This is a genomic window from Ancylobacter oerskovii (genome assembly GCF_018390555.1).
Classification (GTDB): Bacteria; Pseudomonadota; Alphaproteobacteria; order Rhizobiales; family Xanthobacteraceae; genus Ancylobacter; species Ancylobacter oerskovii.
In genome coordinates this window covers 81,611-102,838 of record NZ_JAHBGB010000033.1, presented here as the reverse complement: position 1 = coordinate 102,838, position 21,228 = coordinate 81,611, and the positions used below count along the sequence as shown (strand labels likewise).

General features: G+C 70.4%; 19 protein-coding genes. 16 read left to right on the top strand and 3 right to left on the bottom strand.

The genetic code is table 11. The annotated features are described in order from the left end of the window. Positions 1-346: 346 nt before the first annotated feature. The 8 genes from KHC19_RS15040 to KHC19_RS15005 all read left to right on the top strand — a co-directional run bounded on the left by KHC19_RS15040 (position 347) and on the right by KHC19_RS15005 (position 11,312). Complete coding sequence (locus KHC19_RS15040; protein WP_213353194.1) at positions 347-1,684, top strand: CmpA/NrtA family ABC transporter substrate-binding protein; 1,338 nt, start codon at positions 347-349, stop codon at positions 1,682-1,684. 71 nt (positions 1,685-1,755) lie between these two features. Then, on the top strand, positions 1,756-2,658 hold the full coding sequence (gene ntrB / locus KHC19_RS15035; RefSeq protein ID WP_213353193.1) for a nitrate ABC transporter permease: 903 nt from the start codon (positions 1,756-1,758) through the stop codon (positions 2,656-2,658). An 11-nt stretch (positions 2,659-2,669) separates the two neighbouring features. Then, a complete protein-coding gene (locus KHC19_RS15030; RefSeq protein WP_213353192.1) occupies positions 2,670-3,464 on the top strand; it encodes an ABC transporter ATP-binding protein in 795 nt (264 codons plus the stop codon). Positions 3,465-3,474: 10 nt separating this feature from the next. Beyond that, on the top strand, positions 3,475-3,933 hold the full coding sequence (locus tag KHC19_RS15025) for a globin family protein (RefSeq protein WP_213353191.1): 459 nt from the start codon (positions 3,475-3,477) through the stop codon (positions 3,931-3,933). Further along, positions 3,930-5,195 carry an NAD(P)/FAD-dependent oxidoreductase gene (locus KHC19_RS15020; RefSeq protein ID WP_213353190.1) on the top strand — a complete coding sequence of 422 codons (1,266 nt, stop codon included), beginning with the start codon at positions 3,930-3,932 and terminating at the stop codon, positions 5,193-5,195. Before KHC19_RS15025 ends, KHC19_RS15020 begins: the two co-directional genes overlap by 4 nt. After that, entirely contained in the window at positions 5,195-6,967 is a 1,773-nt protein-coding gene (locus tag KHC19_RS15015; protein ID WP_213353189.1) for a NirA family protein, read from the top strand. Before KHC19_RS15020 ends, KHC19_RS15015 begins: the two co-directional genes overlap by 1 nt. Continuing rightward, positions 6,967-8,595 (top strand): sulfite reductase subunit alpha, encoded by a 1,629-nt coding sequence (locus tag KHC19_RS15010; RefSeq protein WP_213353188.1) that lies wholly within the window; start codon positions 6,967-6,969, stop codon positions 8,593-8,595. Before KHC19_RS15015 ends, KHC19_RS15010 begins: the two co-directional genes overlap by 1 nt. Next, positions 8,595-11,312 carry a nitrate reductase gene (locus KHC19_RS15005; RefSeq protein WP_213353187.1) on the top strand — a complete coding sequence of 906 codons (2,718 nt, stop codon included), beginning with the start codon at positions 8,595-8,597 and terminating at the stop codon, positions 11,310-11,312. The genes KHC19_RS15010 and KHC19_RS15005 overlap by 1 nt, the downstream gene beginning before the upstream one ends. Positions 11,313-11,323: 11 nt before the next feature. Here the strand turns inward: KHC19_RS15005 and KHC19_RS15000 are convergent, their stop codons facing one another. After that, positions 11,324-12,253, bottom strand: a complete 930-nt coding sequence (locus KHC19_RS15000) for a glutaminase (protein WP_213353186.1) — start codon at positions 12,251-12,253, stop codon at positions 11,324-11,326. Between the two features lie 24 nt (positions 12,254-12,277). Then, on the bottom strand, positions 12,278-12,904 hold the full coding sequence (locus tag KHC19_RS14995; RefSeq protein WP_213353185.1) for a 2-dehydro-3-deoxy-6-phosphogalactonate aldolase: 627 nt from the start codon (positions 12,902-12,904) through the stop codon (positions 12,278-12,280). A 142-nt stretch (positions 12,905-13,046) separates the two neighbouring features. Between KHC19_RS14995 and KHC19_RS14990 the strand changes: the two genes are divergently transcribed. Together KHC19_RS14990 and KHC19_RS14985 are read left to right on the top strand one after the other, a co-directional pair. Beyond that, on the top strand, positions 13,047-13,361 hold the full coding sequence (locus KHC19_RS14990) for a plasmid stabilization protein (RefSeq protein WP_213353184.1): 315 nt from the start codon (positions 13,047-13,049) through the stop codon (positions 13,359-13,361). A 32-nt stretch (positions 13,362-13,393) separates the two neighbouring features. Then, complete coding sequence (locus KHC19_RS14985) at positions 13,394-13,828, top strand: CBS domain-containing protein (protein ID WP_213353183.1); 435 nt, start codon at positions 13,394-13,396, stop codon at positions 13,826-13,828. Between the two features lie 7 nt (positions 13,829-13,835). On the opposite strand, the gene KHC19_RS14980 is transcribed toward KHC19_RS14985, so the two are convergent. Continuing rightward, positions 13,836-14,792 carry an Lnb N-terminal periplasmic domain-containing protein gene (locus KHC19_RS14980; protein ID WP_213353182.1) on the bottom strand — a complete coding sequence of 319 codons (957 nt, stop codon included), beginning with the start codon at positions 14,790-14,792 and terminating at the stop codon, positions 13,836-13,838. Positions 14,793-15,014: 222 nt separating this feature from the next. On the opposite strand from KHC19_RS14980, the gene KHC19_RS14975 reads away from it, so the two are divergent. From KHC19_RS14975 to KHC19_RS14950, 6 genes are all read left to right on the top strand, one after another. After that, positions 15,015-15,629, top strand: coding sequence for a LemA family protein (locus tag KHC19_RS14975; protein WP_378295890.1), 615 nt, complete (start codon positions 15,015-15,017; stop codon positions 15,627-15,629). Positions 15,630-15,654: 25 nt separating this feature from the next. Continuing rightward, entirely contained in the window at positions 15,655-16,461 is an 807-nt protein-coding gene (locus KHC19_RS14970; protein WP_213353181.1) for a TPM domain-containing protein, read from the top strand. Next, a complete protein-coding gene (locus tag KHC19_RS14965; protein WP_213353180.1) occupies positions 16,461-17,093 on the top strand; it encodes a TPM domain-containing protein in 633 nt (210 codons plus the stop codon). Before KHC19_RS14970 ends, KHC19_RS14965 begins: the two co-directional genes overlap by 1 nt. 225 nt (positions 17,094-17,318) lie before the next feature. Further along, on the top strand, positions 17,319-18,866 hold the full coding sequence (gene glpD, locus KHC19_RS14960) for a glycerol-3-phosphate dehydrogenase (RefSeq protein ID WP_213353179.1): 1,548 nt from the start codon (positions 17,319-17,321) through the stop codon (positions 18,864-18,866). Continuing rightward, positions 18,863-19,972 carry an ABC transporter ATP-binding protein gene (locus KHC19_RS14955; protein WP_213353178.1) on the top strand — a complete coding sequence of 370 codons (1,110 nt, stop codon included), beginning with the start codon at positions 18,863-18,865 and terminating at the stop codon, positions 19,970-19,972. The genes glpD and KHC19_RS14955 overlap by 4 nt, the downstream gene beginning before the upstream one ends. A gap of 11 nt (positions 19,973-19,983) precedes the next feature. After that, entirely contained in the window at positions 19,984-21,075 is a 1,092-nt protein-coding gene (locus KHC19_RS14950) for an ABC transporter ATP-binding protein (protein ID WP_213353177.1), read from the top strand. Positions 21,076-21,228 lie beyond the last annotated feature (153 nt).

Below are 21,228 nucleotides of genomic sequence, written 5' to 3'. Positions count from 1 at the left end.
AAATATCCTCACGAAATGGCGCCTCCTGCTTACAATTTGAGCGCGTAAAAATCAGCGGAAAAGGGCCTCTGCCGGCGCGATTTCATGCCGTAACCATTTGAAATAATTCCAGATTACTCGTGCCTATCCCGGCTTTTGCGAAATTGGCACGATTTGTGTATGTTTAGTGTCGCCGTTCGGTCAACGATGATCGCGGCTCCCCGATTTCCGCCCAGCGATGGGCTGCAGCAAAGCCGCTGCCTGCAAGACGGATCGTCTCCGTCACTGCCGTGGCTTGCCTGCGTTTCATCGCCGCGCTCGGAAATGGGCGCGGCTTCTCAGAAAAAGCTTTCCGAGGGGCTCGTTCATGACCGATCGCATTGTTTCCGGCCGTCCGGCTTCGCCCGTTGCGGGCGTTTCCCGCCGGTCGTTTCTCAAATCCGGCGCCGCCGTGCTCGGCACCGCCGCGCTTCTCGACAGCGTGCGGCTGGCCTTTCCCGGCGGCGTGCCCTTCGCCCATGCCGCCGCGCCCGAGACCACCAAGGCGGTGCTCGGCTATATTGCGCTCACCGACGCCGCGCCGCTGATCATCGCCAGGGAAAAGGGCCTGTTCGCCAAATACGGCATGCCCGATGTCGAGGTGGCGAAGCAGGCCTCCTGGGGCGCCACCCGCGACAATCTGGTGCTCGGCGGCGAGGCCAACGGCATCGACGGCGCGCACATCCTCACCCCGATGCCGTATCTGATCTCCACCGGCAAGGTGACGCAGAACAACGTGCCGACGCCGATGTACATCCTGGCGCGGCTCAATCTCGACAGCCAGGGCATCTCGGTCGCGCAGGAATATGCCGGGCTGAAGGTGACCGCCGACGCCGCGCCGCTCAAGGAGGCGTTCGCCGCCAAGAAGGCGGCCGGCAAGGAAGTGAAGGTCGCCATGACCTTCCCGGGCGGCACCCACGATCTGTGGATCCGCTATTGGCTGGCCTCCGCCGGCATCGATCCCGACAAGGACGTCTCCACCATCGTGGTGCCGCCGCCGCAGATGGTGGCGAACATGAAGGTCGGCAACATGGACGCCTTCTGCGTCGGCGAGCCGTGGAACGAGCAGCTGGTCAACCAGGGCATCGGCTTCACCGCCTGCACCACCGGCGAGATCTGGAAGCACCACCCGGAAAAGGCGCTCGGCATGCGCGCCGCCTTCGTCGACAAGAACCCCAATGCCGCGCAGGCGATCCTGATGGCGGTGATGGAAGCCCAGCAATGGTGCGACGCCATGGCCAACAAGGAGGAGATGGCGCAGATCCTCGGCCGCCGGCAATGGTTCAACGTGCCGCCCAAGGACGTGCTCGGCCGGCTGAAGGGCGACATCAATTACGGCGACGGCCGCGTCGTCACCGGCAGCGACCTCTACATGAAGTTCTGGCAGGACCACGCTTCCTACCCCTTCAAGAGCCATGACGCCTGGTTCCTCACCGAGGACATACGCTGGGGCAAGTTCGAGCCCGGCCTCGACGTCAAGGCGCTGGTCGACAAGGTGAACCGCGAGGACATCTGGCGCGCGGCGGCCAAGCAGCTCGGCGTGGCGGCGGCGGATATCCCGGCCTCGACCTCGCGCGGCAAGGAGACCTTCTTCGACGGCAAGGTCTTCGATCCCGACAACCCGTCGGCCTATCTCGCCAGCCTCGGCATCAAGCGCATCGCCTGAGCCCTTCCGCCACGGCGGAGGCCCCGCCAGATCCCATCCGGCGCCACGCCCTCTCGATCCGGGAGCTTCGCATGTCCCTTACCGCCTTGAAGAACGAGGCCATCGCCTCGCCCGTCGCTGCAAAGACCCGGAGCGCCGAGATCGTTAGGCTGGCGCCGGCCCGGCCGGCGGTTCGGTCCAACCGTTTCGCCGGCTATGCGCATCGCGCCGCGGTGGTGGTGGTGCCGCCCTTCATCGTGCTGGTGGCGCTGCTCGGCCTGTGGGAGCTCCTGTGCTCCGGCCCCGGCGCCACCCTGCCGCCGCCCTCCACCATCTGGCAGGACTCCTACGACCTGATCGTCAGCCCGTTCTTCGAGAACGGCTCGCAGGATATCGGGCTGGGCTGGCGGGTGCTGGTGTCGCTGCAGCGCGTCGCCATCGGCTTCGGCCTCGCGGCGGTGGCCGGCATCCTGCTCGGGGTGATCGTCGGCCAGTCGGTCTGGGCGATGCGCGGGCTCGACCCGATCTTCCAGGTGCTGCGCACCGTGCCGCCGCTGGCCTGGCTGCCGATCGCGCTGGCCGCCTTCCGGGATTCCAACCCCTCGGCGATCTTCGTCATCTTCATCACCGCCATCTGGCCGGTGATCATCAACACCGCGGTCGGCGTGCGCAACATCCCGCAGGACTATCGCAACGTCGCCCAGGTGCTGCGGCTCAACCCGCTGGAATTCTTCGCCAAGATCATGCTGCCCTCGGCGGCGCCCTACATCTTCACCGGCCTGCGCATCGGCGTCGGCCTCTCCTGGCTCGCCATCGTGGCGGCGGAGATGCTGACCGGCGGGGTGGGCATCGGCTTCTTCATCTGGGACGCGTGGAACTCCTCGCGCCTGTCCGACATCATCGTGGCGCTGGTCTATATCGGCGTGGTCGGCTTCGTGCTCGACCGCCTCGTCGCCGGCATCGGCGCCTTCGTCACCCGCGGCACTGCGGCCTGAAGGAGGATCCGATGACCGCCTATCTCAAGCTCGATCACATCGACAAGTCCTTCGCCCGCGGCGGCGCCGTCACCGAGGTGCTGAAGGAGGTCTCGCTCGACATCGCCAAGGGCGAGTACATCTCGATCATCGGCCATTCCGGCTGCGGCAAGTCCACCCTGCTCAACATCGTGGCCGGCCTCACCCAGGCCTCCACCGGCGGGGTGATCCTCGAAGGGCGGGAGGTGAACGCCCCCGGGCCCGATCGTGCGGTGGTGTTTCAGAACCATTCGCTGCTGCCCTGGCTGTCGGTCTACGACAATGTGCGCCTGGCGGTGGACAAGGTGTTCGCCGGCGTGAAGAGCCGCGCCGAGCGGCACGACTGGACGCTGCACAATCTCGACCTGGTGCAGATGGGCCATGCGCGGAGCCGGCGGCCCTCGGAGATTTCCGGCGGCATGAAGCAGCGCGTCGGCATCGCCCGCGCGCTCGCCATGGAGCCGAAGGTGCTGCTGCTCGACGAGCCCTTCGGCGCGCTCGACGCACTGACCCGCGCGCATCTGCAGGACAGCGTGATGCAGATCCACGCCGCGCTCGGCAACACGGTGATCATGATCACCCATGACGTCGACGAGGCGGTGCTGCTCTCCGACCGCATCGTGATGATGACCAACGGCCCCTCCGCCCGCATCGGCGAGGTGCTCGAGGTGCGGCTGCCGCGCCCGCGCCGGCGGCTGGAGCTGGTCACAGACCCCTCTTATCTCGCCTGCCGCGAGGCGGTGCTGAAGTTCCTCTACGAGCGCCACCGCTTCGTCGAAGCCGCGTGAGGAGGCGAGCATGACCCCCGATCGCATCGCGCTGCTGCGCGACAGCTTCGCCAAGGTGCGCCCGATCTCGGAAGCGGCCGCCGCGCTGTTCTATGGCCGGCTGTTCGAGATCGCCCCCGAGGTGCGCCCGCTGTTCACGGGCGACATGGCCGAGCAGGGCCGCAAGCTGATGACCACGCTCGGCGTGGTGGTGAACGGCATGCATGATCTGCCGGCGCTGCTGCCGGCGGTGCAGCGGCTCGGCGCCGGCCATGCCGGCATGGGCGTGACCGCCGCGCATTTCGCGCCGGTCGGCGCGGCGCTGCTCTGGACGCTGGAACAGGGCCTCGGCGCGGATTTCACCCCGCCGGTCCGCGAAGCCTGGACCGAGGCCTATGGGCTGCTGTCCGGGGTGATGATCGAGGCGCTGGAAGCGGCGCCGGCGGCGGAAGCCCCGTTCGGCCGCGGCGTCGGGGTGGCCGCATCATGAGCACGAGCCCGCTTTGCGAACAGGTGGTGATTGTCGGCAACGGCATGGCGGCGGCGAAGTTCTGCGAGGAGCTTGCCGCGCAGGCGCCGGACCGCTTCGCCCTCACCGTGATCGGCGCCGAGCCGCACCTCGCCTATAACCGGGTGCTGCTCTCCTCCCTGCTGGCCGGCGAGGTGGGTGCCGACGATCTGGTGCTGAAGGACGCCGGCTGGTGGGCGTCGCGCGGCATCGAGCTGAAGCTCGGCACGCCGGTCGCCGCCATCGACACCGCGGCGCGGCAGGTGCGCCTCGCCGATGGATCGGTGCTGCCCTATGGCAAGCTGGTGCTGGCCACCGGCTCCAGCGCCATCCGCCTGCCGCTGCCGGGCATGGAATTGCCCGGCGTCATGACCTTCCGCGACATGGCGGATGTCGAGGCTCTGCTCGCGGCAGCCCGCCCGGGCACCCGCGCCGTCGTCATCGGCGGCGGGCTGCTCGGGCTGGAGGCCGCCACCGGCCTTGCCGGCGCCGGGGCGCAGACCGCCATCATCCATCTTGCCGACCGGCTGATGGAGCGCCAGCTCGATGCGCCGGCCGCCGCTCTGCTGCGCCAGGCGGTGGAAGCGCGCGGCATCGCCGTGCATCTCGAGGCCGCGACGCTGGCGATCGAGGGCGACGGGCGGGTCGAGGGGCTGCGCCTTGCCGACGGGCGGCTGCTGCCGGCCGACCTCGTGGTCGTCGCCTGCGGCGTGCGGCCCAATGCCGAGCTCGCCCGCGCCGCCGGCATCGGCTGCGGCCGCGGCATCCTGATCGACGATCATCTCGCCACCGACGCGCCCGACATCTTCGCCATCGGCGAATGTGCCGAGCATCGCGGCCAGGTCTACGGCCTCGTCGAGCCGGCCTATGAGCAGGCGCGGGTGCTGGCCCGCCGCCTCGCGGGCAAGGGCGCCGCCTATGCCGGCAGCGTGCTCGCCACCAATCTCAAGGTGTCCGGCGTGCATGTGTTTTCGGCCGGCGATTTTCTCGGTGCCGAGGGCACGCAGGAAATGGTGCTCGCCGATCCCGGCCTCGGCCTCTACCGGCGGCTGGTGCTGCGCAGGGATGGCGACGCGACCCGTCTCGTCGGCGCGGTGCTGTTCGGGGATACCGCCGACGGGCTGTTCTATCTCGACCTGATGCGGTCCGGCCGCGACATCGGCGCCACCCGCGCCGCGCTCGCCTTCGGGCGGGCCTATCTGGCGCCGGACGCCTTCCTCGATTCCCTGCCGGAGGCCGCGTGATGGGCACCGATTTCGCTCCCGAACAGAAACGCTATCTGGAAGGCTTCGTCGCCGGCCTCGCCGCGACCCGCGCCGCCGGCGCCGGTGCCGCGCCCGCCGCCGCGAAGCCTGCGGCTGCCGAGCCGACCGGGCCGGACGCCGCCGCGCATCGCGCCATGGCCCGCTTCGAGGCCGAGGGCCGCAAGCTCGCCAATGAGGAGAAGGCCAAGCGCGAGGAATTCGGCCTCGACAGCTATGGCCGCATGAAGCAGCACGCGCGCGAGGGGGCCTTCCCCAAGGGCGTCGACGTGTTCCGCTGGAAGTTCCACGGCCTGTTCTATGTCGCGCCGACGCAGGACAGCTATATGTGCCGGCTGCGCATCCCCAACGGCATCCTGAAATACTGGCAGTTCGCCGGCGTCGCCGACCTCGCGGAAAGGCATGGCGGCGGCTATTCGCACATCACCACCCGCGCCAATCTGCAGATCCGCGAGATCCCGGCCAGCGACGGGCCGGCGCTGCTGGAGGGGCTGATCGGCCTCGGCCTGACCGCGCGCGGCTCGGGGGCGGACAACATCCGCAACGTCACCGGCGGCCCGACCGCCGGCATCGACCCGCAGGAGCTGGTCGACACCCGCCCCTATGCGCTCGACTGGCACTACCACATCCTCGCCGACCGCTCGCTCTACGGCCTGCCGCGCAAGTTCAACGTCGCCTTCGACGGCGGCGGGCGCATCGGCGCGCTGGAGGACACCAACGATATCGGCTTTCAGGCGGTGGAGGTGGCTGACGGCCACGGCATCGCGCCGGGCGTATGGTTCCGCGTCGTGCTCGGCGGCATCACCGGCCATATGGACTTCGCCCGCGACACCGGCGTGGTGGTGAAGCCGGATCAGGCCAGCGACGTCGCCGACGCCATGGTGCGGGTGTTCATCGACCATGGCGACCGCACCGACCGCAAGAAGGCGCGGCTGAAATACGTGCTCGACGCCTTCGGCTTCGAGAAGTTCCTGGCGCTGACCGAGGAGAAGCTCGGCTGGAGCCTGCCGCGCGTGCCCGCGATCGCCGTGGCTGCGCGTCCCGAGCCGGACCGGCTCGCCCATATCGGCGTGCACAAGCAGAAGCAGGCCGGCCTCAACTGGGTCGGCGTGGTGCTGCCGACGGGCAAGATGACCGCCCCGCAAATGCACGGTCTCGCCCGGCTCGCCCGCGACCTCGGCGATGGCGAGATCCGTCTCACCGTCTGGCAGAACCTGATCCTGTCCGGCGTGCCGGACGACAAGGTGGCGCTGGTCGAGGCCGCCGTCGAGGTGCTCGGCCTCTCCACCCGCGCGACCAATATCCGCGCCGGCCTCGTCGCCTGCACCGGCTCGATCGGCTGCCGCTTCGCCAATGCCGACACCAAGGGCGCGGCGGAAGCGATCGCCCGCCATTGCGAGGAGCGGGTCACTCTCGATCTGCCGGTCAACATCCACGTCACCGGCTGCCCGCACAGCTGCGCCCAGCATTATATCGGCGATATCGGCCTCGTCGGCGCCCGCGTGCCGGTGAACGAGGACGGCGACACGGTGGATGGCTTCCATCTCGTGGTCGGCGGCGGCTTCGGCTCCGACGCCGCCATCGCCCGCGAGCTCTATCGCGACGTGAAGGCGACCGAGGCGCCGGTGGTGGTGGAAAGCCTGTTGCGCGCCTGGCTCGCCCACCGCGCCGATGCCGCCGAGACGCTCGCCCGCTTCACCCGCCGCCATGAGCCGGACGCCCTCAGGGCGCTGGTCGAGGAGGAGACGCGCTGATGAACGCCGCCACCCCGCTTTCCACGGCCGGCTCGGCGCCGCCGGTGCCGGTGCCGCCGGTCATCGCCTTCTTCCCGGAAACCGCGCCGTTCAGCGAAGAGCAGCGCGCCTGGCTGAACGGCTTCTTCGCGGCAGTGCTGTCGCCGCAGGGGCTGGCGAGCGGGGCGCCCGCGTCGCCGGCCGAGGGTGCCGCCCCGGCGCCCGCCACTGAAGCGGATGACGGCGCTCCCTGGCACGACGCCTCCATGCCGCTCGACGAACGCATGAAGCTCGCCGAGGGCCGTCCGCTGCCCCGCCGCATGATGGCGGCGATGGCGCAGCAGGATTGCGGCCAGTGCGGCTATCTCTGCGAGAGCTACGGCGCCGCGCTCGCCTCGGGCAAGGAGACTAAGCTCAATCTCTGCGCTCCCGGCGGCAAGGAGACAATGCGCATGCTGAAGAGCCTCGCCGCCGAGCTGGGCGAGGCGCCGGCCGCGGCTCCGGCCGAGACGGTGCCCGCGGCTCCGGTGGGCGCGCCCGGCTCCTCGCGCGACAACCCGGCTTCCGTCACCTTCCTCTCCCGCCGGCGGCTCAACAAGGGCGCCTCGGAGAAGGAGACCTGGCATGTGGAGTTCGACCTCGCGGCGGCCGGCCTCGACTACACGGTCGGCGACAGCTTCGGCATCTTCCCGACCAACGATCCCGCCTTGGTCGACGCCGTGCTCGAGGCCATCGGTGCCAGCTGCGAGGAGATGATCGGCGACAGGCTCGCCCGCGACGTGCTCGGCGAAGCGGTCTCGCTCGGCGCCGCGCCGGACGGGCTGTTCCAGCTGCTCACCTATCATTCGGGCGGCGAGATGCGCCGCAAGGCCCGCGCGCTCGCCGCCGGCGAGGACCCGGACGGCGATGCCGCCTCGCTCGACGTGCTGGCCGCGCTGGAGAAGTTCGGCCGCCCGCGCCTCGCGCCGGAGGTGCTGGCGGAGGCGCTGGAGCCCTTGCAGCCGCGCCTCTACTCGATCTCCTCCAGCCCCGCGGCGACGCCGGGCAAGCTGTCGCTCACCGTCGACGCGGTGCGCTACCGGGTCGGCGCCCGCACGCGGCTCGGCGTCGGCTCGACCTTCCTCGCCGCGCGGGTGCCGGAGGGCGGCAGCTTCCGCGCCTATGTGCAGAAGGCGCACGGCTTCGCCCTGCCGGCCGATCCGGCGGTGCCGGTGATCATGGTCGGGCCCGGCACCGGCATCGCGCCGTTCCGCGCCTTCCTGTGGGAGCGCATGGCGGTGAAGGCGCCCGGCCGCAACTGGCTGTTCTTCGGCCACCAGCGCAGCGACTGCGACTTCTTCTACGAGGACGAGCTCGCCGGCATGAAGGCCAATGGCCACCTGTCCCGCCTGACGCTGGCCTGGTCGCGCGACGGGTCGGAGAAGGTCTATGTGCAGGACCGCATGCGGCAGGTCGGCGAGGAGCTCTATCGCTGGCTGGAGGAGGGCGCGCATTTCTACATCTGCGGCGACGCCAAGCGCATGGCGCGGGATGTCGAGCATGCGCTGGTCGACGTCATCGCCGCGCATGGCGGCAAATCCACCGACGCGGCGCTCGCCTATGTCGCGGCGCTGAAGAAGGCCGGCCGCTACCAGGCGGACGTCTACTGATGAACGCGCCGGTGCCGCATCCCCTCGCCGATGCCGCAGCGCTGCCGGCGACGCCAGCGCCGGTGAAGACGACCTGCCCCTATTGCGGGGTCGGTTGCGGCGTGCTGGCGCGCCCGGACGGCACCGGCGGCGCCGGCATTGCGGGGGATCCCGCGCATCCGGCCAATCGCGGCCGGCTATGCTCCAAGGGCTCGGCGCTGGGCGAGACGCTGGGCCTGTCGACCCGGCTGCTCGAACCGATGCTGCGCCTTGATGGCGAGCTGGTGCCGGCCAGCTGGGATGCGGCGCTCGGCGCTATCGCCGATGCCTTCCGGCGGACCATCGAGGCGCATGGGCCGGATTCGGTGGCGCTCTACCTCTCCGGCCAATTGCTGACCGAAGATTATTACGCGGCTAACAAGCTCGCCAAGGGCTTCCTCGGCACCGCCAATGTCGACACCAATTCGCGGCTGTGCATGGCCTCCTCGGTGGCCGGCCACAAGCGCGCCTTCGGCTCCGATACCGTGCCGGGCGTCTATGCCGATCTCGATGAGGCCGACCTCGTGGTGCTGGTCGGCTCCAATGCCGCCTGGTGCCATCCCATCCTGTTCCGTCACCTGGAGGCGGCGCGGGAACGGCGGGGCACGAAGCTCGTGGTCATCGACCCGCGCCGCACCGCCAGCGCCGAGGAGGCGGACCTGTTCCTGCCGGTGGCGCCGGGCATGGACAGCGTGCTGTTCGCCGGGCTGCTGGCGCATCTCGCCGAGGCCGGCGCGCTGGACGAGGGATATGTCGCCGCCCACACCTCCGGCTTCGAGGCGGCGCTGGCCGGCGCCCGGGCGCTGGCGCCCGATGTCGCGACGGTGGCGGCGAGGACCGGCGTGCCCGCGGCCGACATCGCCCGCTTCTACGCGCTGTTCGCCGCGACCGAGCGCAGCGTCACCTGCTATTCGCAAGGGGTGAACCAGTCGGCGCAGGGCACCGACAAGGTCGGCGCCATCATCAACTGCCACCTCGCCACCGGCCGCATCGGCCGGCCCGGCATGGGGCCGTTCTCGCTCACCGGCCAGCCCAACGCCATGGGCGGGCGCGAGGTCGGCGGCCTCGCCAACCAGCTCGCCGCCCATATGGGATTCTCGCCCGAGGAGGTCGATCGCGTCCGCCGCTTCTGGGGCGCGCCGAACATGGCGACGCGGGAGGGCCTGAAGGCCGTCGACATGATGGCGGCGGTGGGCGAGGGGCGCATCAAGGCGCTGTGGGTGCTGGGCACCAATCCGGCGGTGAGCCTGCCGCGGGCGGACGAGGTGCGCGAGGCGCTCTCCCGGCTCGATTTCCTCGCCGTCTCCGATAATGTGCGGGCCAACGACACGCTGGCCTGCCGTCCGCATGTACTGCTCCCGGCGCTCGCCTGGGGCGAGAAGGACGGCACGGTGACCAATTCCGAGCGTCGCATCTCCCGCCAGCGCGCCTTCCTCGATCCGCCCGGCGAGGCGAGGCCGGACTGGTGGGCGCTGGCGCAGCTGGGGCGGCGGCTCGGCCATGCGGACGCTTTCCATTGGCGCTCCGCCGCCGAGATCTTCCGCGAGCATGCCGCGCTTTCCGCCTTCGAGAATGACGGCACCCGCGATTTCGACATTGGCGGCCTCGCCGGGCTGGACGATGCCGCCTTCGATGCCATGGCGCCGCAGCAATGGCCGGTGCGGATGCCGGGCGACGGCGGCGAGACGCGCTTCTTCGCCGAGGGCGGCTTCTTCACGCCGGACCGGCGCGCCCGTTTCATCGTCCCGGCCGACCCGGCGCCGGCGGCTGGCGTGGATGACGCGTTCCCGCTCGTCCTCAATACCGGCCGCATCCGCGACCAGTGGCACACCATGACCCGCACCGGCCTGTCGCCGCGCCTCGGCGGGCACCTGCCGGCGCCGTTCGTGGAGATGCATCCCGCGGATGCGCGGGCGCTCGGCATTGCGGCGGGCGATCTGGTGCGCCTCGCCTCGCCGCAGGGCGCCGCCGTGCTGGAGGCGCGGATCGGCGACGGCCCGCGGCCGGGGGAGGTGTTCGCCCCGATCCACTGGTCCGATGCCAATGCCGCCGGGGCGCGCGTGAATGCGCTGGTCGCCGGTGCGACCGATCCCTTTTCCGGCCAGCCGGAATCGAAGGCGACGCCGGTGCGGGCGGAAAAGGTCGCGGCGCGGTTCCGCGGCTTCCTGCTGGCGCGGGAGAGCCAGTCGCCGCCGGCCGCCCTGTGGTGGGCGCGGGTCGCCGTCGAGGGCGGCGAAGGCTGGCTGATCGCCGACGATGCCGGCCCGCTGGCCTGGCGCGCGCGGATGGCGTCGCTGTTCGCGCCGTTCGAGCGGTCGGAGTTCCTCGATGTCGAGGGCGGCACCTACCGCGCCGCCGCCTATGACGGCGAGGGCCGGCTCGCGGCGCTGCTCTCCATCGGTCCGGCGGCAAGCGCGCCGGACTGGGCGGCGGTGAAGGATCTCCTCAATGCCGGCGGGCTGGGTGCCGCCGAGCGCCGGGCCGTGCTGGCCGGGCGCATGGCGGGCGCCGCTTCCGGCTGCGGCGCGCTGGTGTGTTCCTGCTTCGGCGTGCCGGCGGATCCCATCCGCGCGCTGATCGAGGCCGAGCCGGGCGCGGATGTCGCCCGCATCGGCGCGGTGCTGAAGGCGGGCACCAATTGCGGCTCCTGCGTGCCGGAGCTGAAGCGGCTGCTGGCCGCGGCGCCGCTGCCGGCCTGAGCGCCCGCCGGTTAGTCGCCGAAGATCGACCAGCCCATGCGCTTGGTCAGCCTCTCCAGCGCGATGCGGCCGAGATGCGAGTTGCCGACCGAATCGAGGCCGGGCGCCCACACGGCGATCGAGGCGATCCCCGGCGCGATGGCGAGGATGCCGCCGCCCACCCCGCTCTTGCCCGGCAGGCCGACGCGATAGGCGAACTCTCCCGAGCCGTCATAATGGCCGCAGGTGAGCATGATGGCGTTGATGCGCCGCGCCCGTTCCGGGCTCACCACCGAATGGCCGGTGGTCGGGTTCTTGCCGCGCCAGGCGAGGAAACGCCCGGCCATGGCGAGCTGGCGGCAGCTCATGGCGATGGAGCAATGGTGGAAATAGACGCCGAGCGTGTAGTCGACCGGGTTCTGCAGCACGCCGAACGACTTCATGTAGTTGGCGAGCGCCACGTTGCGGAAGCCGGTGCGCCGTTCGGAGGCCGCCACCTTCTCGTCGATGGTGATCGACGGGTCGTCGGCGATGAAATGCATGAAGCGCAGGATCTCGCCCAGCGCCTCGCGCGGCTCGTGGCCGGCGAGGATCTGGTCGGTCACCGCGATGGCGCCGGCATTGATGAACGGGTTGCGCGGTATGCCCTGCTCATATTCCAGCTGCACGATGGAATTGAAGGCGCTGCCGGACGGCTCGCGCCCGACATGGCGCCACAGCCGGTCGCCGATCTTGCCGAGGGCCAGGGTCAGCGTGAACACCTTCGACACGCTCTGGATGGAGAAGGGCACGTCGGCGTCGCCGCCGGCCGTCACCGCGCCGTCGGCATCGATCACCGCGATGCCGAACTGGCCGGCATCGACGCCGGCGAGCTCGGGAATATAGGTCGCCACCTCGCCGCGGTCGGTGCGCTGGCGCATCTCCTCGGCGATCTCGGCGACGACGGCGTTCAGGTCGGGCAAGGCGTGTTCCTCGGTAGGAGACGGTCAGGCGGCCTTGAGCCCGGCCACGGCGGCGAGGAAGCCTTGCGCGTTTCGTGCCACCTCGGCCGCCGCCAGCCCCGGCGCGTAGAGCGCCGAGCCGAGGCCGAAGCCGCGCGCGCCGGCGTCCCAATAGGGCTTCAGCCGCTCCGGCGTCACTCCGCCCACCGGCATCAGCACGGTGGAAGCCGGGATGACCGCGCGCCACGCCTTCACCACCGGCGGCGGCAGCATCTCGGCCGGGAACATCTTCAGCGCGTCGGCGCCGGCCTTCAGCGCCGCGAAGGCCTCGGTCGGCGTCGTCACCCCCGGCACGCAGCTCATGCCCAGCGTCTTGGCGCGGGCGATCACGGCGGGATCGCTGTGCGGCATCAGCACCAGCTCGCCGCCGGCTTCCTTCACCCGGTCGGCGTCGGCGGGGTCGAGCACGGTGCCGGCGCCGATCAGCGCATCGGGAAACGCCCGGGCCAGCGCCTCGATGCTCTTCATCGGCTGCGGCGAATTCAGCGGCACCTCGATGATGCGGAAGCCGGCCTCCACCAGCGCCCCGCCAATGGCGACCGCCTCGTCGGGCGTCACCCCGCGCAGGATGGCGATGAGGGGAAAGTCGGCGAGCCGGGCGAGCACGGTCATGGGCGGTACCTTTCTGATGTCCCGCGCAAGGCATGCCGGCGGCGCGCTTCTGTCAAGCCCGAAACGCCGGACGGGGGGAACGCTTCCGGCCGCTTGTCGTTGGCTAGGCGGGGCGGGGGGCCGGATGCAGGAGGAGAAGGCCATGCCCCGTGGCGACAAGTCGGCCTACACCGACAAGCAGAAGCGCAAGGCCGAGCATATCGAGGAAGGCTACGAGGAACGCGGCGTCTCGCATGAGGAGGCGGAGCGCCGTGCCTGGGCGACGGTGAACAAGGACGATGGCGGCGGCAAGAAGTCCGGTTCCGGCCGCGGCAAGCAGACCGACCATCCCGCCTCGCACCGCGGCGGCAAGATCGGCGGCCGTGCCGCCGCCGAGCGTCCCAAGGCCGATCGTTCCGCGGCGGCGCGCAAGGCCGCCGCCACCCGCAAGCGCAATGCCGAGAAGCGCGCCGGCTGAGCCGGCCGCCTGAAGCTGACAGGAGGACACTGATGAAGGTAAGCGATGTGATGACCCGCGAAGTGCAGGTGGTCGCCCCCGACGAGACGCTGGAGCAGGCGGCGCGGGCCATGGCGCTGCTCGATGCCGGCATCCTGCCGGTGGGCGACGACAACCGGCTGGTCGGCATGATCAGCGACCGCGACATCGCCGTGCGCGGCGTCGCCTTCGGCAAGGGGCCGACGACGCCGGTGCGCGAGATCATGAGCAGCGAGGTGAAATACTGCTTCGAGGACCAGGAGCTCGACGAGATCGGCCGCAACATGGCCGAGCAGCAGCTGCGGCGCCTGCCGGTAGTGGATCGCGGCAAGCGGCTGGTCGGCATCCTGTCGCTGGGCGACATCGCCCTGGCCGGCCGCGAGGCGATCGCCGGCGACGCGCTGGGCGGCATTTCCCGGCCCGGCGGCGCCCACACCCAGGCGATGTAGGCCGTCGTCAGCGGCGGCGGATGCGCTCGGAATAGTCGGGCGCGTCGCCGGCCGCCTGCCCGAGCGGCGTGATCGCCGCCCGGCGCTCCACCTCGGCGAGCGGCGCATCGGTCGCGATCAGCTCCTGCTCGTAGAGATAGCCGGGCAGGTAGCCGGACAGCAGGATGCGCCAGTCGAAGGCGACGCCCGGCTCGATGAGGCGGGCGAGCCGGAAGATGACGGTCGTGCAATTGGTGGTGACGGTCTGGTAGAAGCGCGGCGCGCGCGCCAGCTCGTTGCCGAGCCCGGCGAAGGACAGGAACAGCGCCCGTCGCTGTTCCGGCGTCAGCTCCAGCGGGAACAGCGAGACGCTCTCGCGCCGCTCATTGGTGCGCAGGCGGATGATGTCGCGCTCGTCGGCGGCGATCAGCACCAGCTCGAACTGCTTGAAGAAGCCGCCGATCTCGGAGAAGGCCTCGCCCTTCTCGCGGCGGATCTCGGCGGAGAACACCACGCGCTGCCCGTCGGCGAAGCTGAAGCCGATCAGCGTGTGGGCGATGGCCGGGTTGCTCCAGACCGAGGAGAACAGGTCGACGCCGGTGATCTGGTCGAGCCGGTAGCGCCGGTCCTCCCAGCGCTCGGTCGCCTCGTCTTCCGAATGCCAGTCGAAATTGCGCACATGGTGCAGCGTGACGTCGTCGCCGGCGATCGTCGCGGTGACGCCATGGGCGACGTCCGCCGCCCAGATGCGCTCGTTGGACGGCCGGATGGTGGCCCACCAGGCGGCCACCAGGCCGATGGTGGCGAGGGCGACCAGCCAGCCGGCGCCCGGCTGGCCGCGCAGGACGAGGGTGAGCGTGGCCAGCACGGCGGCGGCCAGTGCCGCCAGCGCGACGACGCGGACGAGGCCGGTCGTCTGGAACCAGACCGCCAGCGCCGCGAGCGGCATCGCCAGCACGAGCGTCGCGAGCAGAAGGACGAGCATGGATCTCCGGGCGGCGAAGGAAGCGGACACGGTCAACCTCGCGGTATCGCCGCGACTTTGCACGCCGCCGCACGGCTTGTCGCGTGGGTTCCCGGTTTCATCCACGCTTGTCGGAAACGCAGCGGCACGCGGCGAAACTCCCTCTTCGAGACTGGAGGGACCGGCCGTCTGCCCTATAATGACCGGGGCGGTATCATGCCGCGCGTTGCAGGGGGCTGTTCCATGCCGATGATCCTCGCCGTCGCCCGCCGCCGGCTGCTGTTGCCGTTCGCGCTTCTCGCGCTCGCGTTCGGCCTCGCCGGCTGCGGGGTGAACAACATCCCGACCAATGAGGAGAAGGCCAAGGCCGCCTGGAGCGACGTGCTGAACCAGTACCAGCGCCGCGCCGAGCTGATCCCCAACCTCGTGGAGACGGTGAAGGGCTACGCCCAGCAGGAAAAGGACGTGCTGACGCAGGTGACGGAAGCGCGCGCCAACGCCACCTCGATCAAGGTCGACGCGTCCACCGTCACCGATCCCGAGGCCTTCCAGAAATTCCAGAACGCCCAGGCGCAGCTTTCCGGCGCGCTCGGCCGGCTGATCGCGGTGTCGGAAGCCTATCCCGACCTCAAGTCGAACCAGAACTTCCTCGCCCTGCAGGCGCAGATCGAGGGCACGGAAAACCGCATCGCCGTGGCGCGGCGCGATTATATCGAGGCGGTCCGGGTCTATAACACCGAGCTGCGGACCTTCCCCGGCGTGCTCTGGGCCTCGACGCTCTATCGCGGCAACCAGCCGATGCAGACCTTCACCATCTCCGAGGAGCAGATGAAGGTGCCGCAGGTGAAGTTCAACTGATCACGCGCATACGGGACCGGCCGCCATGCTGCGCCGAGCCGCCTTCCTCCCCGTCCTCGCCTTGGTCGCGCTCGCGGCCGTCATGCTTGCCGCCGTCGCGGCGCGGGCCGAGCTCTCCTTCCCGCCGCTTTCCGGGCGGGTGGTGGATGCCGCCGGCATCCTGTCGCCGCAGATGCGCGCGGCGCTGGAGGCCAGGCTCGCCGCGCAGGAGGCGAAGACCAGCGACCAGTTCGTGGTCGCCACCGTGCCCTCGCTGCAGGGCACCTCGGTGGAGGATTACGCCAACCGGCTGTTCCGCGCGTGGAAGCTCGGCCAGGCCGACAAGGACAATGGCGTGCTGCTCATGGTGGCGCCCGCCGAGCGGCGGGTGCGCATCGAGGTCGGCTACGGGCTCGAAGGGGTGCTGCCCGACGCCGTGGCCTCCACCATCATCCAGACCGCCATCCTGCCGGCCTTCCGCGCCGGCGATTTTCCCGACGGTATCGAGAAGGGCACCGAGGCGGTGATCGAGATCCTCAATCTCGATCCCGCCGAGGCGGAGGCGCGGGCCAGGCGCGCGGCCGAGCCGGCGATGACGGTGGACGATCTGGTGCCGTTGCTCATCTTCGCCGCCATGGTCGCGTTCTGGATCTTCCTGCTCTACCAGCAGGCGCGGCGACGCCAATATGCCCGCCGGCACGGCGGCGTGGTGCTGCCGGGCGGGATTTCCGGCTGGGAATGGTCGCGCGGGTCCTCGCGCGGCGGCTGGTCGGGCGGGGGATCGTCGGGCGGCGGCGGCTTCTCTGGCGGCGGCGGATCATCGGGTGGCGGCGGCGCCTCGGGGAGCTGGTGATGGACAGGCAGGCTGACGCCCCCCTCACGGCCGACGAGCATGCGGCGCTCGCCGAGGCGGTCCGCCACGCCGAGGCCGGCACCCGCGGCGAGATCCGGCTCATCGTGGTCACGCATCCGCTGGTGCACCCGTCGTTCCATTCCCTGATGTGGGCGGCGCTGCTGGCGCTGGTGCTGCCCTGGCCGCTGGCCTTTTTCACCACGCTGGACACGCCGGTGCTGCTGGCGGCGCAGGCCGCGAGCTTCGCGCTGGCCGGCCTGCTGACGCTGGCGACCCCGCTCGGGCGCCGGCTGGTGCCGCGCGCGGCGGTGGAGGAGGCGGCGCGCGCCGCCGCGCTCGACCATTTCCTCGCGCTCGGCATGCACGGCACCCGCGGGCGCACCGGGGTGCTGATCCTGGTGGCGCCGGCCGACCGCATCGTCGAGGTGGTGGCCGACGAGGCGATCCATGCCCGGGTCGGCGTCGAGGCCTGGGGCGGCGTCTGCGCGGCGGTGCTGGAAGGTGCGCGGGAAGGCCGGCTGGCGGCGGGTCTGGCCGCTGGCATCGACGTCGCAGGGCGGTTGCTGGGCGCGCATCTGCCGGCAACCGGCGAGCCCGTCAACGAATTGCCGGACCGCGTGCTCGTCATTTGACCCTGCCGTTCCGGCAGGCACGACGCGCTGCAGCACGACCCAACCTCGCCAGATCTCAGGCACGGAAACGGCAAAGTGGTGCGATTTTATTGCATTGCACCGTATCGAAAGTTAGAATCTTTCGTTTTTGGCCGAGTTGCGCGCGATTTCGGTTTCATATAGCGTCAATACGAAGATAATAACGAAATCGCCTCCACGTCGGGGCGGTTCATCGGGAGGCTGTGAGTGACCACGCGCGCACTCGATTCGATCTACGACCTCGCCGTCATCGGCGGCGGCGTGAACGGCTGCGGCATCGCCCGCGATGCCGCCGGGCGCGGTGCCTCCGTGGTGCTGTTCGAGCAGGGCGATTTTGCCGGCGCCACCTCTTCCGCCTCCACCAAGCTGATCCATGGCGGGCTGCGCTATCTCGAGCATTACGAGTTCCGGCTGGTGCGCGAGGCGCTGATGGAGCGCGAGGTGCTGTGGGCGATGGCGCCGCACATCATCCGCCCGCTGCGTTTCGTGCTGCCGCATCACGACGGCCTGCGCCCCGCCTGGCTCCTGCGCCTCGGCCTGTTCCTCTACGACCATCTCGGCGGCCGCAAGCTGCTGCCGGCGACGCGGACGCTCGACCTCACCCGCGACGAGACCGGCAAGCCGCTGCGCGCCGGCTATACGCGCGGCTTCGAATATTCCGATTGCTGGGTCGAGGATTCCCGCCTCGTGGTGCTGAACGCGCTCGATGCCGCCGAGCGCGGCGCCGATATCCGCCCGCGCTGCCGGGTGGTCTCCGCCGAGCGCGCCGGCGACCACTGGCGCATCGAGGTGGAGGAGGACGGCGCCCGCGAGACCATCCGCGCCCGCGTGCTGGTGAACGCCGCCGGCCCCTGGGTGCACGAGGTGCTGGCCAAGGTGGTGCGGGTGAACTCGCCGGCCAATGTCCGCCTCGTGCAGGGCAGCCACATCGTGGTGAAGAAGCTCTATGACCACGACCGCGCCTATATCTTCCAGAACGCCGACGGCCGCATCATCTTCGCCATCCCCTACGAGCACGACTTCACGCTGATCGGCACCACCGACCGCGACTACAAGGGCGCGCCGCATGCGGTGAAGGCGAGCGAGGAGGAGATCGCCTATCTCTGCGCCGCCGCCAGCGAGTATTTCAAGGCGCCGGTGACGCCCGAGCAGGTGGTGTGGACCTATTCCGGCGTGCGACCGCTCTATGACGACGGCGCCTCCAAGGCGCAGGAAGCCACCCGCGATTACGTGCTGGAGCTGGAGGACCGCGAGGGCGACCGGGCGAATCTGCCGCCGCTGCTCTCGGTGTTCGGCGGCAAGATCACCACCTATCGCCGCCTCGCCGAGCACGCGATGGAGAAGCTCGCCCCGCATCTCGCCACCCTGGCCAAGCCGGGCTGGACCCGCGGCGCACCGCTGCCGGGCGGCGATTTCGGCGTGAAGGACCAGCCACGGGTGGTGGCGCAGCTCAAGCGCGCCCATCCCTGGATCGACGACGCGCTGGCCCGCCGGCTGGTGGTGGCCTACGGCACCCGCGCCCTGCGGCTGCTCGACGGGCTGCGCAGCCGCGCCGATCTCGGCCGGGTGTTCGGCGCCGATCTCACCGAGGCGGAGGTCCGCTACCTGATGCGCGAGGAATGGGCGCGCTCGGCCGACGACGTGCTGTGGCGCCGCTCCAAGCTCGGCCTGCGGCTGAGCGCCGGCGAGGCCGCCGCGCTCGATGCCTTCATGGCCGAGGCGCAGCGGCCGGTAACCCGGAGGGCGGCGCAATGACGCTGGAGCTGCAGAACGTCCGCCGCGAGGTGAAGGGCGCGGTGCACATCCGGGACGTCTCGCTCACGCTGGAGCGCGGCAGCCTCAACGTGCTGCTCGGGGCGACGCTGGCGGGCAAGACCAGCCTGATGCGGCTGATGGCCGGGCTGGATGCGCCGACTTCCGGCCGGGTGATCGCCAACGGGCAGGACGTCACCGGCCTGTCGGTAAAGAAGCGCTCGGTGGCGATGGTCTACCAGCAATTCATCAACTACCCGGCGCTGAGCGTCTACGAGAATATCGCCTCGCCCTTGCGCGTGCAGGGTCTGCCGAAGGCGGAGATCGACGCCCGCGTCGCCTCCGCCGCCAGGCTGCTGAAGCTGGAGCCCTATCTCCAGCGCACGCCGCTCGCCTTGTCCGGCGGCCAGCAGCAGCGCACCGCCATCGCGCGGGCGCTGGTGAAGCAGGCCGATCTGGTGCTGCTCGACGAGCCGCTCGCCAATCTCGACTACAAGCTGCGCGAGGAACTGCGTGAGGAACTGCCGCGCATCTTCGCCTCCACCGGCGCCGTGTTCGTCTATGCGACCACCGAGCCGACCGAGGCGCTGCTGCTCGGCGGCAGCACCGCGACGCTGATGGAAGGCGCCGTCACCCAGTTCGGCCCCACCGCCGCCGTCTATCGTCGTCCGGCGGACCTCGCCACCGCGAAGGTGTTCTCCGATCCGCCGCTCAACACGCTGCGCGTCACCAAGTCCGGCGGCACGGTGCAACTGGCGAACGGCACCACGGTGGCCGCTACCGGCGCCTTCGCCGGGGTGGCGGACGGCGCCTACACCGTCGGCGTCAGGGCGCACCATCTCGCGGTGGAGGACCGCATCCATGGCGAGGCGTCGCGCCCGGATGGCGGCCTCATCCGCCTCGCCGCCAGCGTCGCCGTCACCGAGGTGACCGGCTCGGAGAGCTTCCTGCACATGGACATGGGCAAGGAGAGGCTGACCGCGCTGGTGCCCGGCGTGCGGCGGCTGGAGCCGGAAGCGGCGGTCGAGGTGGTGATCGACCCGCGCCACATCCTGTTGTTCGACGCCGGCGGGGCCAGTACCGGCACCGCGCTCGACGCGGCGGCCTGAGGGAGGGCGCGATGGCCAGCATCACACTCGATCATCTCGCCCATGCCTACCGGCCCGATCCGCAGGGTCCGCAGGATTATGCGCTGAAGGAGATCAACCATGTCTGGCGGCAGGGCGGCGCCTATGCGCTGCTCGGCCCCTCGGGCTGCGGCAAGACCACGCTGCTCAACATCATCTCCGGCCTCGTCACCCCGACCCGGGGGCGCATCCTGTTCGACGGCAAGGATGTGACCAACCTGCCCACCGAGGCGCGCAACATCGCGCAGGTGTTCCAGTTCCCGGTGGTCTACGACACCATGACGGTGCGGGAGAACCTCGCCTTCCCGCTGAAGAACCGGCATCTGCCGCGCGAGACGATCGCCAAGCGGGTGGAGGAGATCGCCTCCCGGCTCGACATGACGCGGGTGCTCGACCGCAAGGCCTCGAACCTCACCGCCGATGCCAAGCAGAAGATCTCGCTGGGGCGCGGCCTGGTGCGGGCGGATGTCGCCGCCATCCTGTTCGACGAGCCGCTGACCGTCATCGACCCGCATCTGAAATGGCAGCTGCGCTCGACGCTGAAGGAGCTGCACCGCGCGCTCGACCTCACCATGATCTACGTCACCCACGACCAGACCGAGGCGCTGACCTTCGCCGACACGGTGGTGGTGATGCATGACGGCGCGGTGGTGCAGACCGGCACGCCGGAGGAGCTGTTCGAGCGGCCGGCGCACACGTTCGTCGGCCACTTCATCGGCTCGCCGGGCATGAACGTGCTGCCCGCGCGAGTGGAGGGGCGCCTCGCCCATATCGGCAATGTCGCGGTGGCGCTCGCCCGCGCCTATCCGGCGCTGCCGGCAGGCGAGAGGATCGAGCTCGGGGTGCGGCCGGAATTCGCCACGCTCGCCCGTGCCGGCACCGGCCTGCCGGTGAAGGTGAAGCGCATCGACGATATCGGCCGTGCCCGCATCGCCCGCGTCGAGATCGCCGGCCATCCCGCCGCCGCCCTGGTGCCGGAGGGGCTGGCGCTCGACGGCGACACCGCCGGGCTGAACCTGGAGACGCGGCAGATCCACATCTATGCCGGCGGCGTGCTGGTTGCCGGCGAGGGAGGCGTGGGATGATGTTTTGCCTCTCTCTCCCGCTTTCCTTCACCTCTCCCCGCACCCAATGCGGCTATAGCCGCATTGGGCATCGGCAAGGGCTGAAGTCGGATACATCCGACTTCAGCGGAGAGGTCGGATGGCGCAGCCATCCGGGTGAGGGGGCGCACGGCC